Genomic DNA, 15,420 nt, shown 5'->3' on the forward strand with positions numbered 1-15,420 from the left:
TAAATTGCTTACCTGAATATAGGGCTATTGGTTAAAAAAAGATAATCTGGCTTTCTTACTGACTTTTCTTCTCAAAATACTCGCTCGGCATGCAGCCATAATACTGCTTAAATGCGGTAGAAAAATACGAGGGCGAATTAAAACCACACATATAGGTAATTTGTGCAATGGTATAGCGCTTGCTCTGCATCAGTTCGACCGCTTTATTAAATCTAATCCGTTTGATAAAATCAGTTGCCGATTCGCCTGTTATGGCTTTAAATTTTAAATAGAGGTTTGAGCGGCTCATGCCAATCTCCCTGCTAAATTTGTCTACCGAGAAGTCTGAATCGGAGAGGTATTTTTCTACAATCTCAATCGCTTCTTTTAAAAACTCTTCATCGAGCGTATTAAAAGCCAGGTTCTGAGGCACAACCTCTTTGTTTCCGCTGTAATATTCCTTTAAACGTTTGCGCGATTTTAACAGGCTGGCAATCTTCGCACCCAGCATATCTACCGAAAAAGGTTTGGTCATGTAATCGTCGGCACCCATTTCAAGGCCTTTAATTTGCTGGCTCACTTCTGTTTTGGCGGTTAACAACACCACCGGAATGTGCGAGGTATTGATATTCTGCTTTAATCTTTTACAAAAATGCAAACCATCCAATTCGGGCATCATTACATCACTTACCACCAGGTCGAACTGTTCTTTTTCTAAAATGTCCAATGCCATTTTACCATCAAAAGCAGTGGTAATGTCATAACTTTCTTTAAAATAATCCTGCAGATAATCTAAAATTTCCTTGTTGTCATCAACCAGGAGCAGTTTGCTTCTTTGCCCATCGTTTTCATCAGGTTCAGTGGTTAGTAACTGATCGGTATCAGGCTCGTTATTTCCGGAGAGGGCTTCTTCATCGGTAACAATAGAAAGTTCGTAACGGGTAGCTTCAGTTCTTACATCATGCTGATATGCGGCATCATCCATCGGAATGGCAACGGTAAAGCGACTTCCCTTTCCAGGCTCACTTTCTGCTTTAATTGTTCCGTGGTGCAACTCTACCAGGCTTTTGGTAAAAGCCAGCCCCACGCCCGAGCCTAAATTCATTTCCTGGTTGTTAACCTGATAAAAGCGATCGAAAACCTTGGCTATTTCGTCGGCAGCAATGCCCACACCGGTATCAGTTACGGTAATAAGGGCATAATTGTTTTGAGTACTGAGTTCGACATTGATTTTATGATGTGCACGCGTGTACTTGAATGCATTAGACAAGAGGTTGAACAGTATTTTCTCCATGGCATCACTATCGAAGTAGAAGGCTAATTTCGCTTCGCTGGAGTAATAGGTGTACTGCACCTCGTTCTTTTCTGATAATGGTTTAAACGACTCGTAAATCTCATGTATAAAGCTCACAATATCGCTTTTACCTACTTTGAGTTTCCGTGTGCCAGCTTCTGTTTTCCTAAATTCAAACAACTGATCAACCAGGTTATAAAGCCTTTTGGCATTAATGAGCATCATTTCGTGCCGCTTTGTAATTAACTTATCGGCCGAAGGTTTCTTAATCAGCTCTTCCAGTGGCGCCAGAATAAGGGTAAGCGGGGTTCTTAACTCGTGAGATACATTGGTAAAGAAATCCATTTTTACCTGATTGATGTAACGCACCCGCTCTTTATCAACCCGCTCTAATTTAAGCTGCTGCAAAGCCTTAATCCTTTCGGAAATAATGCGATAGGCTATGTAACTGCCGGTACCTGCCAGCGCCAACAGGAGCAGGTAAAACCAGGTAGCATTATACCAGGGCGGGGAAATGATTATTTTCATCGACCTTACCGCACTGGTTTCGCCATTTGGCCCCAGGGCCTTAATCAGAAAATTATAGCTGCCCGCCTTCAGGTTATTATAGGTTATTTTTAAATCTTCGGTACTTAGCCAGTCTTTATCCAAACCATCCAATTTATACAGGTAGCGGGTTCTGTTTGCTGAAATATAATTGAAGGTATTGAAATAGATGGTAAATTGTTTGTACGCTGAAGCAAATTTGAGTTCGTCGCTCTGATCGATATGGTTATCGAGTATTTTGGTATCGTCGCCGCTGGTTACGTTCTTATTAAAAACAGCCAGGCCGGTAAACGTTAACTTTAGGGGCAATTGCTGCTGCTTAATACCCGATGGATAGAAATAAGAAAGGCCTTTAATACCACCAAACAACAGCATCCCGTCTTTTGCCTTACAAAAAGCATAATCGTTAAACTGATTGTTCTGTAAACCATCACTTTCGTCAAAAGCCTGTGTTGTTTTGGTATCGGGATTGTAGCGAATAAGCCCACGATTGGTAGAAACCCACAAATTACCCTCGTTATCGGGCTGCAGGCCATAAATAGTGCCCTTAACAAAATCTTTCCTATCCTTATAGGTTACAAAGCTTTGCCGGCCGCCATCGTATAAAATCAGTCCTTCACGCGAACCAATCCAAACCCTCCCCTTTTTATCTTCGGTAATACAACTAATTACCTCATCGTGCAGCTGCCTGGCGAGGTCGTTATCAAAAAGCAGGTTATCGGGATAGAAAAGTGTAATGCCGTTGGTAGTTCCGATCCAGATCCGGTGTTTGCTATCTTCAAAAAGGTATGTAATATCATCAGAAGCAGGCCTTTTACCTGCCCTGTCTAAATGGATATGTTCAAAAGTCTGGTTCAGGGGAATAAACTGATCCAGGCCCGAGCGGGTACCGATCCAGATCCGGCTTTTATAATCTTTCAAAATGGCATAAACCAGATCGCCGGCAATGCTGTTGGGATCGTGCTCGTTATGGCGATATCGCTTTACGTTACCGGTTGCAGGATTTAAGATGTTAAAACCACCGTTATGCATACCTACAAGCAAATTCTGGTTATCATCAAAGGCGATAGCTTTAATGTTATTCGAGCTTAAACTGTTGGCATTGCTTTCGCTACTGGTAAAATAGCTGATGGTATTGGCAGCCCTGTTCCAGTAATTTAAACCTTTATCATTGGTACCAATCCAGAAATTGCCCTTTACATCTTCTTTAATTACGCTGATTACTTCATCATTTAAAGATAAGCGGCCGGTATTCTGACTTAAGAGGTTAAATTTGATATCGCTTTTGTGGTAGTAATTAACCCCGCCATAAAATGTACCCAGCCAAATGCCGTTTTGCCGGTCTTTAAAAAAGCAACGCACCGAATTCTGACTGATGGTATAAGGTTGCGAAATCTGGTGATAATAATTTTCTAAAGTGCTGGTATTGGGATTTAAAACAGATAATCCTTTAAATGTACCCAGCCAGAAATTACCCTCCTCATCTTTGCCAATACACCTGACATTGTTATCGGCAATGCTATTTTGGGCAGATTGATGGGTAAAAAAAGTAAGCTTAGCATTTTGGCTTTCGTATTTAATGAGTCCGTTGCCTTCTGTGGCCACCCACAAATTGCTGCCGTCGATATTTACATCGTTGATGGCCGGTTTATCTACACCTAAGTTTAACTTTTTAAGCCGGTGGCCTTGTCCGCTAAACTCAAAAAGGCCAACATCGGTACCAATTAACATATTTTTGTTCCAGGCACTGATGTAGGTAATCTTTTTTATACCATGTTCAATGGCATCGAAATTAACGGGTTTAAACTGTGCTGCACCAGCTGTAAGCTTAAATACACTGCCCGTAATGGTAGTCGCCCAAATGCTATGGGCTGCATCTTCTGTAATAGATGAGATATACCACTCGCCCAGGCTACCGGGCAACTTATAATTTGCAAAATCGTCTGATGCATAGTTATAACGGCTAACGCCTTTATTGCCACCAATCCACATTAGGCCTTTATGATCGACAAACAAACAACGGATATAATGTGATTGCAGGCCGTTCTTTTCGCCATCTACCGGACGATAAACTTTAAAACCTTTGCTATCATACCGGTTTAAGCCATCCTGAGTGGCCATCCAGATAAAGCCCAGGCTATCTTGTTTAATCGAAAAAACGGTACTTTGCGAAAGGCCTTTATCGACAGAAATGTTCCTGAAATGCCGGCCATCTACCTGTGCCAGGGCAGCTTGCGAAAACACAAGCAAGGGGATTAATGCAGCGCAAAAGCATACACAGCCTTTTCTGATCTGATGTTTAATATTTTTTATCATCCCGTAATTATTCTCCTTCAACATAGCTGATGCCCGATTTAGAAAAGTATGTATTTGGCTTTACTGCATCAATTTAAACATTTATCATTATTAATGAAACTGTTTTTTGAACAGCTCACATTCTGACCTCCGGCTTTCTTTTTAACCACAAAGCACACGAAGGAAAAAGATGCAGAGGACACAGGGTTGGGTGTTTTATTACATCGTCCATTTTACATCTTCCAGCTTTTTCACCACCTAAGACACCTAAGAACACCTGAGGGCACCAAGCTTTTAGCTTTAGTCTTTCAGCTTTAAGCTTTTTCACCACCTAAGACACCTAAGAACACCTAAGTAGCAAGCGATATCTTAAGCACCCAGACTTCTGACCTCCGCCCCCCGACATCCGACTTTTCTTTTAACCGCAAAGTACACAAAGGAAAAAAACGCAGAGGATACAAAGTTGGGTGTTTTATTACATAGTCCATTTTACATATTCCATTATCTCAATTATCATCCCCCTGCCCCCTTCAAAGGGGGAAAGATCTACTTTAATCGAGATGCTAATCGAAATCAAAGCTGCATTTTTTGTATCTCTAAACACCAATGATCCCTGTTCAGAACCCCGATGGCACTGTTCCGAACTCCGGCGACCTCGTTCCGAACCTCGACGACACTGTTCCGAACCTCAACGACCCCGTTCCGAACTCCGATGACCCTGTTCCGAACACCGACGACCCCGTTCCGAACCCCGGCGACCTCGTTCAGAACCCCGATGGCACTGTTCAGAACCCCGACGACACTATTCAGAACACCGACTATCCCTGTTCCGAACCCCGATGACACTGTTCCGAACACCAATGACCCCGTTCCGAACACCGGCGACCTCGTTCAGAACCCCGGCGACCCCGTTCCGAACCCCGGCGACCTCGTTCCGAACACCGACGACACTGTTCAGAACACCGACTATCCCTGTTCCGAACCTCGACGACCTCGTTCTGAACCCCGATGGCACTGTTCCGAACACCGACGACCCTGTTCCGAACACCAAATTCACGACTATCCACCACCTCAGCACACCTAAGGGCACCAAGCTTTTAGCTTTAGTCTTTAAGCTTTTTCACCACCTAAGACACCTAAGAACACTTAAGTAGCGGGCGACATCCTCTCAGACTCCAAACTCCAAACTCCAAACTCGCTCGACCACCTCAGACACCTAAGCACACCTGAGTAGCAAGCGACATCCCCCTCAAACTCCAAACTCCCAACTCTAAACTCTAAACTCACTCGACCACCTCAGACACCTAAGCAATGGGCGATATCCTAAACGCCCAGACTTCCGACCTCCGTCTCCGGGCCTCTGACTTTCTAACAAGCAATAAACCGGTAGCTGGAAGAAAATTATAGGGCTACTGTAAATTGATCGCCATTGCTTTTACACCATTGTTTAAGGTGGTTGCGCATAGCAATCAGTTTCTTTTTATAGGCTTTATCGACCGCCAGATTTTTAATCTCGCCGGGATCATTGGCTAAATTAAACAGCTGCTCTTTAATCGCTCCTTTATTGTACACGATGTATTTAAAATCTTTGGTAATTACGGCGCGTCCGTTAATGCCAAGCAGTTGTTCGTTATCGGCAAAATCAGTTTCAATAACGAGTGTATCGCGCAGGTTTTGAGCTGGATTGTTTAATCGCTTGCTAATATCCAAACCTTTTAAGTAAGCAGGCTTTTGAATACCAGTTAAACCACAAATTGTGGGGATAATATCTGTTCCATTGCACACCAGCATTTCATCTGTCCGGGGTTTTAATGAGCCATCCATCTTAGCAATAATAAAAGGAACTTTAGCGGCTTCTTCGTACAAAATCTGTTTCTGGTTCCAGCTATGCCCGGCATAACCATCGCCATGGTCGGCCGTAAAAATGATGATGGTATTTTTTTCTACGCCATATTTTTTGAGCGAATACAATACCTGATCAATGTACTGATCTACTTTTTCTACCAGACGATTGTAGGCCCAGCGGTATTGGCGCCATTTTTCGGGTGTATAATTTACCGATGGATAAGTACGTAAGCCTACTGTTTTTTGCTGATCGCGTACAATCTGGGGTTCATTAGCTGGAATTTGCCAGTTAGCCGGCAGTGGCGGGCACTGATCTGCAGGCGGGGCATTTTCAAGTACATCCATTTTTAAATCTTCATCGCGGGCCCATTCGCAAATATCGTGTGGGTTGAGGAATGAGGCCACCAGTAAAAATGGCTTTTCTTTGTTCTCTTTAATAAAACGCGCGCAAAAAGAGGGCGTTGCCCCATCGTTATAATCTAAGAAATTGGTGTTCTCGATGTAGGTAAAACCATGCTGACTCACCTTTTTAGTGGGTACCGGCAAATGCCATTTCCCCACATAACCAGTTTGATACCCACCCTGCTGAAATATTTTACCCATCATGAGCAGGCTATCGGGCCACTGTCCGTCTTTTTCGGTTGCGTTGCCTACAAAGCCTGTTTCGAAAGGCATTTTACCACTAAAAATGGCGGTACGCGAAGGAGTGCATAAAGGCTGTGCGCAATAAGCCCTGGTAAACCGAACCCCATTTTTGGCCAGCTTATCCATAGCCGGGGTATTCAGGTCCTTGTTACCGGCAATACTCATGGCTTCGGCCGTTTGCTGATCGGTCATAATGATCAGAATATTTGGACGCGATTGCTGCTGGGCAGAAAGCTTTTGCAGGCCAATAAGGAAGCTGAGGCAAACCAGAATGAATTTCATAGTATAAATATACGGAACGAATGAAGCAGACTATCTCACCATATCACGGGCACTTTAAATCTTTCACCTGATGGGATAGCTGCTGCAATGATTAACTAATTTTAATATTTAGGGTTATTGCGGGTAATGCCACTGTTTACATCCCTCTCATTTTGCGGAATGGGATATAACTCATGCTTACCAGCAACAAAATTATTGGCTGCATTATATGGATAAACCGAGTTGATTACTTTTAAGGCAGCCTGGGTTGTTTTAATTTTATCGGCCAGCACATTCCATCTGATTAAATCGGCTTTACGCGTGCCCTCAAAACACAGTTCCCAGGCACGTTCATCCTGCACTGCCTGAAAGAAAGCAGATTGACTTAAGGCAGCCGGCAAATCTACGCCAGTTGCGGGCGCCATTAAAGTAACCGTTGCTGTAGCACCGCTCCCAGTAGCTGTACCAGTATTGGTAATGGTTATTGCAGGAGCCGATGTGTAGGCAAAGCCATTGTTTAACATGGTTATAGCCGTTATTTTGCCACCGCTAATGGTAGCCACGGCTGATGCATCGCTACCGCCCCCACCGGTAAATTTAATTACCGGAATGGCAGTATAACCAGTGCCGCCGTTACTAAGGGTAACGTTTACCCTGCTTCCGCCCAGTGCCTGGCCATAAGCACGGCGGCGTACGGTATTAATGGCCTCGTAAGCCAAAGTATTAGGTCCTCCATTTAATTCATTTTCAACTTCGGCGCGCATCAGCAATACATCCGAATACCGCATCAATACGGTATTAATATTTGTATTTACGCGTTCCAAATTAGAATTGTTCTGGTACTCCCGGCTCCATTTGGCTGGTGCCCAAATCCGGTTGTTGGTAAGCAAGCTCAGCCGGTTACCAGAAGCATCAAGGCTATATTTGGCAATCGAAAAATCCCTTCTTAAATCGCCATCTTTAAAGGTATCGTAAAAAGTTTTGGTTACAAAGCAACGGTTTTGCGTAGTACCATAAGGAGAAGTAGTGCTACCTGCAGTTTGCGGGGCATTAAAGGTTCCATAACTGGATTGATTGGTTGTGGCCAACGTAGAGGTATAAACCCCTGCTTCGAAAAGGCTTTCTTTGGGCTCGAACTTTTGTATGCTTTGATTTTTGAAAACCATCGAATAATCTGGATTCAGGGCATACAGTCCTGAGCCAATTACCTCGTTAATCTGTGTTTGCGCCAGTTGATAATAGGTTTTATAGTCGGCTGGTCTTTGCATGGTTCCATCGGCCCTTAACGAATAGCCACCTGCAGCTAAGGCAACCCTGGCCAGGATGGCTTTGGCACCAAATTTATTTACGCGCTCATCGGTTGGCAGTGCAGCGGGTAATAAATCTGCTCCTTCCTGCATATCTTTAATAATCTGTGTATAGATTTGATAACGGTCGGTTAAGGGCAATTTTAAATTATCACCTGTTTCTGAATTTTTAAGTTTAAAAGGCACATCGCCCCATAACCTTACCAGTTCGGAATAGTAGAAACCCCGTAAAAATTTAGCTTCGCCCAGCATCCTGTTTAAGGCTGCTTTCTGATCGCTGCTGCCACTATTGTAGACATCCATTTTCGGGATCCGGTCTATTACCAGGTTGGCCCGGTCAATACCATTGTAAAAGGCACTCCAGGTTTCGTATAAAAATGGCGTTTCCGGAATTCCCAGGTAATGCGGAATAATTCGCCAATCGGGAGTAACCCCATCGCTTATAAACTGGATATCCGAATCGTTATCATAAATAAGGGGTACATACCAGGCATAAGTTGATGGGTATTTCATAATTTCATAAACGCCTGTAGTAGCCAGCTGGGCTTCATCTACTGTGCTGAAAAAATTGGAAGTAGTAAAATATGAATATGGATTGGCCTCGGTGGCTTTTTTACATGAGCTAAACGATGCGGCCATTAACGCAGTGGCCAGCGCACAAGCTTTTATTTTGGATGTTAAGATTTTCATAACGGAATATAATTTTGGTTATAGAGAGATATTAATTCCCGCTACAAATGATCGCGGTCTTGGGTAGGCACTAAAATCTACACCTGGTGTAAGCGCATTATCAATAACACTAACCTCCGGATCGTAACCCGAATATTTGGTAAATACATGCAGGTTATAAGCGGTAACGTATATTCTGGCATTGGCTATTTTAACCTTTTCGAGCCATCTTTTCGGGAAAGTATAACCCAGGTTTACATTGCTTATGCGCAGAAAGGAACCATCTTCAATTACGCTATCGTACATACGCCCGCTGGTATTACCCAGTATAGATGCAACGGAGTTTTTACCCTGATTAAGTGCTGTTAGCTCTGCCGGATCGGTAACCACCTGCCCTGCTGCATTAATAGTCCTCCATCTGTCGGCCTGAAAAGCCAGGTTATTGCTAAAATCGCTGGCAATGGCTAAGTTATTCTTAACATTGGCATTAAAAATTTTGTTGCCCTGGGTAAAGTTCAGGAATATGCTTAAATCAAAACCTTTATAGGCAAATGTGTTGTTAATACCTCCCGAGAATTTAGGATTGGCATTGCCAATGATAGTACGATCGGCATCGGTAATTTTTCCATCGCCGTTAAGATCTTTAAATTTGATATAACCTGGCTGTACGGCAAGCGCATCTTGAACAACTCCCGGCTTTAAGCTGTAAGTTTTAGCCGTAGCATCGTAATTAAAATCGCTTACCTGGTAAAGCCCGTCCTGCTGGTAACCAAACATGGTACCTACCGGCTGCCCAACTTGTAAAATGTAATCCTGATAGCTGTTGTTATAGCTGCTGGTGATTAACGAATTTTCACCATCGCTTAATTTTAACACTTTGGTTTTGTTGAATGTGATGTTGAAATTGGTGCTCCAGTTAAAGTCTGATTTTTTAATGTTTACGGTATTTAAGGTAAACTCTACACCCCTGCTTGAAGTAGAACCAATATTTTGAAACTGGCGGGTAAAACCTGCACTGGCCGGAATACGGGTATTGTATAACAAGTCTTTAGAGCGGTTATCGAACCAATCGACAGTTAAGGCAATGCGTTGTTTTAACAAACCAATATCTAAACCAATATTGGTGGCTTTAACGGCCTCCCATTTCAGGGATGGATTGGCTAAGCTATTCTGAAATACCGTAGGTAAAATACTGTTATTCGAGGCATATTGGCCAGAAGTAAAAATACCCAAAGCGGCATAATTGGCAATGCGGTTATTACCAGAGGTACCATAACTGGCCCTCAGTTTCAAATCAGAAAGGAAATTTAACGACTTCATGAATTGCTCTTCTGTTACCTTCCAGGCAAAAGAGCCTGAAGGAAAATAGCCCCATCTGTTTTCTTCGCCAAACTTAGAAGAACCATCGGCCCTTAATGTTGCGGCTAAAATATACCTGCCTTTATAGCTGTAATTGGCGCGGGTAAAGAACGACAATAGTTTATCTTCTTCGGCATAAGATGAAGGGAAAGCCGCGACGGTACCCAGGCCCAGATTATACCAACCACTATTTACATTGGGAAAATTGGTAGCACCGGCATTCACACTTTCCGAATAGTTATAAATATACTCCTGCCCTACGGTAATATCGAATTTGTGGTCTTTACCGTAAACATCGCTATAGGTAAGGGTATTATTATAATTGAAACGATTATTAAAAGTAGTAGCTATGCCTCCTGATGCCCCTTTATTCCGGATTGCCGTAATGGATTCTGAATCGTTAAAAGTTTTATCAACCCTCGAGGTGTTGGTAAAGCCTACCAAACCATTGTAAGTAAATTTATTGCTGATGGCATATCTGGCCGTAGCACTTGCATTTAACGAACGGATGCGTTGATCGCGCAGACGGGTATTTACGGTTACAATCGGACTTTGAAAGGCAGGGTTACCGGGATCATCCAGCGGGTCTAAAACATCATCTATTAAACCGATATCCGAAACGTTTGGCAAATTTACCGGACGGTATTGCAATAAGGTTTGTAACATGCTCAGGCGCGCATTACCACCTTCCTGGGTACCGCCCGAACCATATATTTTCTGGTTAGAGTAATTAACAATCCCGTTCAGTTTTACTTTTTTGCCCGGTGTATTGGTTACCGTTAATTTAGCAATATCGCGATTGGCGCCGCTTTTAAGCATTAAACCATCGTTTACGTTACGTGAATAGAATAAGTTATACTTCGTATCGCCGCTACCTCCGTTTACACTGATTTTATGATACTGGCTTGAAGCTGTTCCGCCAAATATTTCATCCTGCCAGTTAATACCCTCCCTGTTTCCATAATTAGCAGCAAGCGATTCGAAAGTGCCGAAAGTGCTTAGAAACTTCTGTGCCCTGGTAGCATCACGGGTTGAGTTTTCATAAATATACAGCATATACTCGTACGGACTCAGTACCGGTAAAAACTTAGGTGCCTTTTGCACACCCACATAGCCATCGTAACTGATCGTGGTTTTGCCACCTTTGGATTGTTTTGTGGTGATTAAAATTACCCCGTTAGCGCCCCTTGCACCGTAAACAGCTGTTGAAGCGGCATCTTTCATTACATCAACCGATTCGATATCGGTTGGATCTAAAAATGCCAAACCATCGGTTTGAGGCACACCATCAACCACATATAAAGGTTCGTTGCTCTGTGTAATAGACGAACCACCACGTATTTTTATCTGAGGCGTAGAACCCGGATCGCCACTTGGCATGGTTACCTGCACACCTGCCATACGCCCTTGTAAGGCCTGGGCAACATTGGCTACAGGTGTTTTTGCAATCTCCGCTCCTTTTAATGATGATATAGCTCCGGTTAAATCTTTACGCTGAACGGTTTGTCCGTAACCGATAACCACTACATCATTCAGGTTGTTTACATCATCCTGCAGTTTTGCATCAATAGTAGTGCGACCGTTTATTTTTTGTTCGACTGTTTTTGTGCCCAGGTAACTAAAAACCAATACGGCATCGGTTTTAACGCTGATTTGATAAGCGCCTGAATTAGAAGAAACCGTGACATTTTTAGTTCCTTTTTCTGTAATTGTAGCCCCGGGAATGGGTTGGTTGGTTCCATCTCTTACCACGCCTTTTACGGTGACTACATTTTGGGCCTGTAATCCTTTAAAAAAGCAGAGTAAGCCAATTAATATGATAATTCTTTTCATTTTTTGATTTTGGTTAGTTGTAAATTGTGCTTAAAGCATATAAGCTGATGCGCATAGTTAGGTGATTCTTCTTTTCATGATCTCCTGCTGCTGTCTGGTTAGTTGTTTTTTTTAGTTTGTTTCAGGTTATTTCTTTATCTGGTTAAATCAACGGAAACGAATTTAGCAATCGGGGTAAAAAAGGAGTTTCAAATTTGTTTAAAATACTATCAAATTTGACTAATACCGCCAAATTAATACGTTTCAGGCGCTTTTAATAACAAAATGAGTAAGAAATAAATTATTTTTTTACTGAAATATATAGCCGTATAAATACTACAAAAAAGAAATTACCGGTATTATTGGCTGGATATTGAGCTGTTTTAATGTTCATTAACCACATCAGACATTAATGGAATGGGCATTACAAATGCACTTCTCAATAATCTTTGTTTATAACCTATCGTGTGCGCACATCTCTTGCAATTCCATTCGCAGTATTCGTCATTGCCAGCTTGATCCGATAGCTATCGGATGGCAATCTTTATATAGAAAGCAGATTAATGAACCATTTAAAGGCTTTATTTTTCCCGCAGATAACACAGATTTTTACGCAGATTTTAGTTTGGTATAAACTTTACCCACAGTTTATCGTCCCCGTTTGTCACAAAGTGATTCCTTTGGAATAACGGGGATGCCTGAGCTTAGCGATTTTATCGCTGAAGGATTGAATTAATAGCATGTGCATTACAAATGCACTTCTCAATAATCCTCGTTGCAAACGAGGACTATATGAATACAAAGAAGAATAGCCCTCGCTGCATACGAGGGCTATAGTATTAAATTTTACGTGGTTACGTAATCGAATGCTTTAAATTTTTGAAAAACGTTGGCTGCACAACCGAGTAAGCCTGCCTTGTTGCCCAACTTGGCCGGAACAACCAATGCATGGAGTGAGGCCACCGGAACGGCTAATGTTTTGATCCTCCGCTCTATTTCCCTGGTGTAAAAAGCTCCGGCTTCGCTTATACCGCCGCCAATTACAATTTTTTCAGGACTAAAAATATTAATAAAACTGGTGATACCTGTAGCCAGGTAATCGAAATGTAGTTCCATTGCTTTCACTGCATACTCCTCACCTGCCAGGTACTTTTCTATGATATATCTGCCATCAACTTCATCTGTTTCGGGTATGCCCGGATGAATAAACTGATAATGTTTCAATAATGCTGTTACCGAAGCATAGGCTTCCAAACATCCTTTGGCACCACAGGCACAAGCTAAACCATTGTGCTGTACAATAATGTGTCCTAATTCTGTTCCCCTGTTTCTAAACCCGCCGTACAGTTTATTATCAATCATCACCGCGCCTCCTATTCCTGTGCCAACGGTAAGGAAAACCACATCGCTACAATCTTTGGCAGCACCATAACTCATTTCGCCAAGGCCCATTAAATTGGCATCATTATCCATGATAATGTTATAACGGGTTACATCCTGCAAAATTTCGCCCAGGGCCAGCTGCTTAAAGCCCGGTAAATTATCGGCACCGGCAATAATTTTATTGTTGTATATGGTGCCCGGAAATCCTATGCCAACACCGAGAATAGGTTGTTTAACTTTCGAAGCGCAGGTTTGGATCGCCTCTACAATAAGCGCAATAATTGCACCCTGTGTTTTGGCCTTTTTAAGCGAAATTAGTGTGGAATATAAAATTTCTCCCTGCTGGTTTACCACACCACATTTAAGCGATGAGCCACCAACGTCAATCCCAATCGCACAAGATTGGTCCATGTTGGCATTGTTTAAAGTTATCATTTGTTTGAGGTTTTAGTCTTAGTTTATTCAGCCTGCCTGCCAGCTCACAACATTTTCTAATTCAATCCGCATGCTTATCATACTTATTAAACTGGTGGCATAATCATCCTTCTTAATCCGGGCTAAAAATAAAATGTAGCGTGTATTGAGGACTTAGGTTTCGGCTTAAAATATTTTAACATTGGCTAGTGTTCCCCTCAAATACCTTCCAGAAAATACGCTTTAATTTCGAATACACTAAACAACCGCTAAAAATGATGTTTTAACCAAATTCAAAATATTTCTGGTAAAAATCAAAAGTGTTTGTGTCCGGATGCTCCTAATTTCACAATTATAAAACAATTATCAACAAATATCAAAGATTCAAACCTTAACACAATGAAAAAAGCTTTTTGCTTAATAATGCTGGCCACTACACTTTTATTAAACAGCTATGCTGTGCCTGTACAAAATGACCCACCGGCTGGTTGGCTTAAAAAAACCACTGATGTGATCGCATTTCAGTTGAACAAAGCCAGCCAAACCTATAAACCCGGTCAAAATCCACGTTCTGTTAATCCGAACGGAACCGTAAGACTTGCCGGTTTAACCGATTGGACTACGGGATTTTTTCCAGGCAGTTTATGGTACGGATATGAGCTTACGGGAGATGAGCAATTGGCAGCTGAGGCTAAGAAATTTACACTGGCGCTTGATTCGATCCGCAACATTACCAATACGCACGATCTGGGTTTTATGCTTTATTGTTCGTACGGAAATGCTTTTAGGCTAACCGGCGATAAAAGCTATCTGCCCGTACTGGCCGATGGAGCAAAACACCTGGCAGCCCGGTTTAACCCTAAAGTTGGCGTAATCCGTTCGTGGGATTTCGCCTGGTGGCACTATCCTGTAATTATTGATAATATGATGAACCTCGAATATTTATATTGGGGCGCCAAAACCTTTAACAACCCCAATTACACCACCATAGCCAATACGCATGCTACCACAACTATGAAAAACCATTACCGCAAAGATTTTAGTTCGTACCATGTGGTAGATTACGACGCAACAACCGGAAAAATAATTAAAAAAGCTACCCACCAGGGCCTGACAGACGAATCGGCCTGGGCCCGCGGACAAGCCTGGGGTTTATATGGCTTTACCATGTGTTATAAAAACAGTAAAAACCCAGCCTTTTTAGCGCAGGCAGAAAACATTGCCAGATTTATTATGAACCACCCGAGCCTGCAGAAAAATAAGATTCCGGCATGGGATTTGGATGTTCATAATGCTGATGATCTGGATACTGATGGTGCAGCTCCCCGGGATGCTTCTGCTGCTGCTGTAATTGCCTCTGCCCTGCTCGATTTAAGTACTCAGGTAAAAGATGGTCAAAAATATTTTAACTATGCCGAAGATATTTTGAAAACCTTATCTTCTGACGCTTATCTGGCTAAACCAGGAGAAAACCAATATTTTTTACTGAAACATAGCGTAGGGGCATTTTTATACAATTCTGAAATAGATACACCGCTCGATTATGCAGATTACTATTATCTGGAAGCATTAAATCGCTATAAAAAAATTAAAGGTTAATAAACCATACAG

The 15,420-nt window shown here is 42.3% G+C and carries 7 protein-coding genes; 2 read left to right on the forward strand and 5 right to left on the reverse strand.

Translation table 11 applies throughout. The features are described 5' to 3' along the window. Window positions 1-55: 55 nt before the first annotated feature. On the reverse strand, window positions 56-4,159 hold the full coding sequence (locus OC25_RS23425) for a hybrid sensor histidine kinase/response regulator transcription factor (protein ID WP_245222133.1): 4,104 nt from the start codon (window positions 4,157-4,159) through the stop codon (window positions 56-58). Between the two features lie 561 nt (window positions 4,160-4,720). Between OC25_RS23425 and OC25_RS23435 the strand changes: the two genes are divergently transcribed. Then, window positions 4,721-4,957 (forward strand): hypothetical protein, encoded by a 237-nt coding sequence (locus OC25_RS23435; protein WP_039481625.1) that lies wholly within the window; start codon window positions 4,721-4,723, stop codon window positions 4,955-4,957. 558 nt (window positions 4,958-5,515) lie between these two features. Here OC25_RS23435 and OC25_RS23440 read toward each other — a convergent pair. The 4 genes from OC25_RS23440 to OC25_RS23455 all read right to left on the reverse strand — a co-directional run bounded on the left by OC25_RS23440 (window position 5,516) and on the right by OC25_RS23455 (window position 13,830). Next, entirely contained in the window at window positions 5,516-6,886 is a 1,371-nt protein-coding gene (locus tag OC25_RS23440; protein ID WP_039481628.1) for a sulfatase family protein, read from the reverse strand. Between the two features lie 101 nt (window positions 6,887-6,987). Further along, window positions 6,988-8,862: a RagB/SusD family nutrient uptake outer membrane protein gene (locus tag OC25_RS23445; RefSeq protein ID WP_039481633.1), complete on the reverse strand. Its 1,875-nt coding sequence runs from the start codon at window positions 8,860-8,862 to the stop codon at window positions 6,988-6,990. An 18-nt stretch (window positions 8,863-8,880) separates the two neighbouring features. Next, window positions 8,881-12,033 carry a SusC/RagA family TonB-linked outer membrane protein gene (locus tag OC25_RS23450; protein ID WP_039481636.1) on the reverse strand — a complete coding sequence of 1,051 codons (3,153 nt, stop codon included), beginning with the start codon at window positions 12,031-12,033 and terminating at the stop codon, window positions 8,881-8,883. An 825-nt stretch (window positions 12,034-12,858) separates the two neighbouring features. Then, a complete protein-coding gene (locus tag OC25_RS23455; RefSeq protein ID WP_245222135.1) occupies window positions 12,859-13,830 on the reverse strand; it encodes an ROK family protein in 972 nt (323 codons plus the stop codon). 378 nt (window positions 13,831-14,208) lie between these two features. Between OC25_RS23455 and OC25_RS23460 the strand changes: the two genes are divergently transcribed. Then, entirely contained in the window at window positions 14,209-15,408 is a 1,200-nt protein-coding gene (locus OC25_RS23460) for a glycoside hydrolase family 88 protein (protein ID WP_039481643.1), read from the forward strand. The last annotated feature ends 12 nt before the right edge of the window (window positions 15,409-15,420 follow it).

Source organism: Pedobacter kyungheensis (genome assembly GCF_000812965.1).
In the GTDB taxonomy this organism is placed as follows: domain Bacteria; phylum Bacteroidota; class Bacteroidia; order Sphingobacteriales; family Sphingobacteriaceae; genus Pedobacter; species Pedobacter kyungheensis.

What these genes read in the sequence shown, in the direction of transcription:
- OC25_RS23440 (WP_039481628.1), bottom strand. Translation starts at nt 6,886, where the DNA reads ATGAAATTCATTCTGGTTTGCCTCAGCTTCCTTATTGGCCTGCAAAAG.
- OC25_RS23425 (WP_245222133.1), bottom strand. Translation starts at nt 4,159, where the DNA reads ATGTTGAAGGAGAATAATTACGGGATGATAAAAAATATTAAACATCAG.
- OC25_RS23445 (WP_039481633.1), bottom strand. Translation starts at nt 8,862, where the DNA reads ATGAAAATCTTAACATCCAAAATAAAAGCTTGTGCGCTGGCCACTGCG.
- OC25_RS23435 (WP_039481625.1), top strand. Translation starts at nt 4,721, where the DNA reads ATGATCCCTGTTCAGAACCCCGATGGCACTGTTCCGAACTCCGGCGAC.
- OC25_RS23460 (WP_039481643.1), top strand. Translation starts at nt 14,209, where the DNA reads ATGAAAAAAGCTTTTTGCTTAATAATGCTGGCCACTACACTTTTATTA.
- OC25_RS23455 (WP_245222135.1), bottom strand. Translation starts at nt 13,830, where the DNA reads ATGATAACTTTAAACAATGCCAACATGGACCAATCTTGTGCGATTGGG.
- OC25_RS23450 (WP_039481636.1), bottom strand. Translation starts at nt 12,033, where the DNA reads ATGAAAAGAATTATCATATTAATTGGCTTACTCTGCTTTTTTAAAGGA.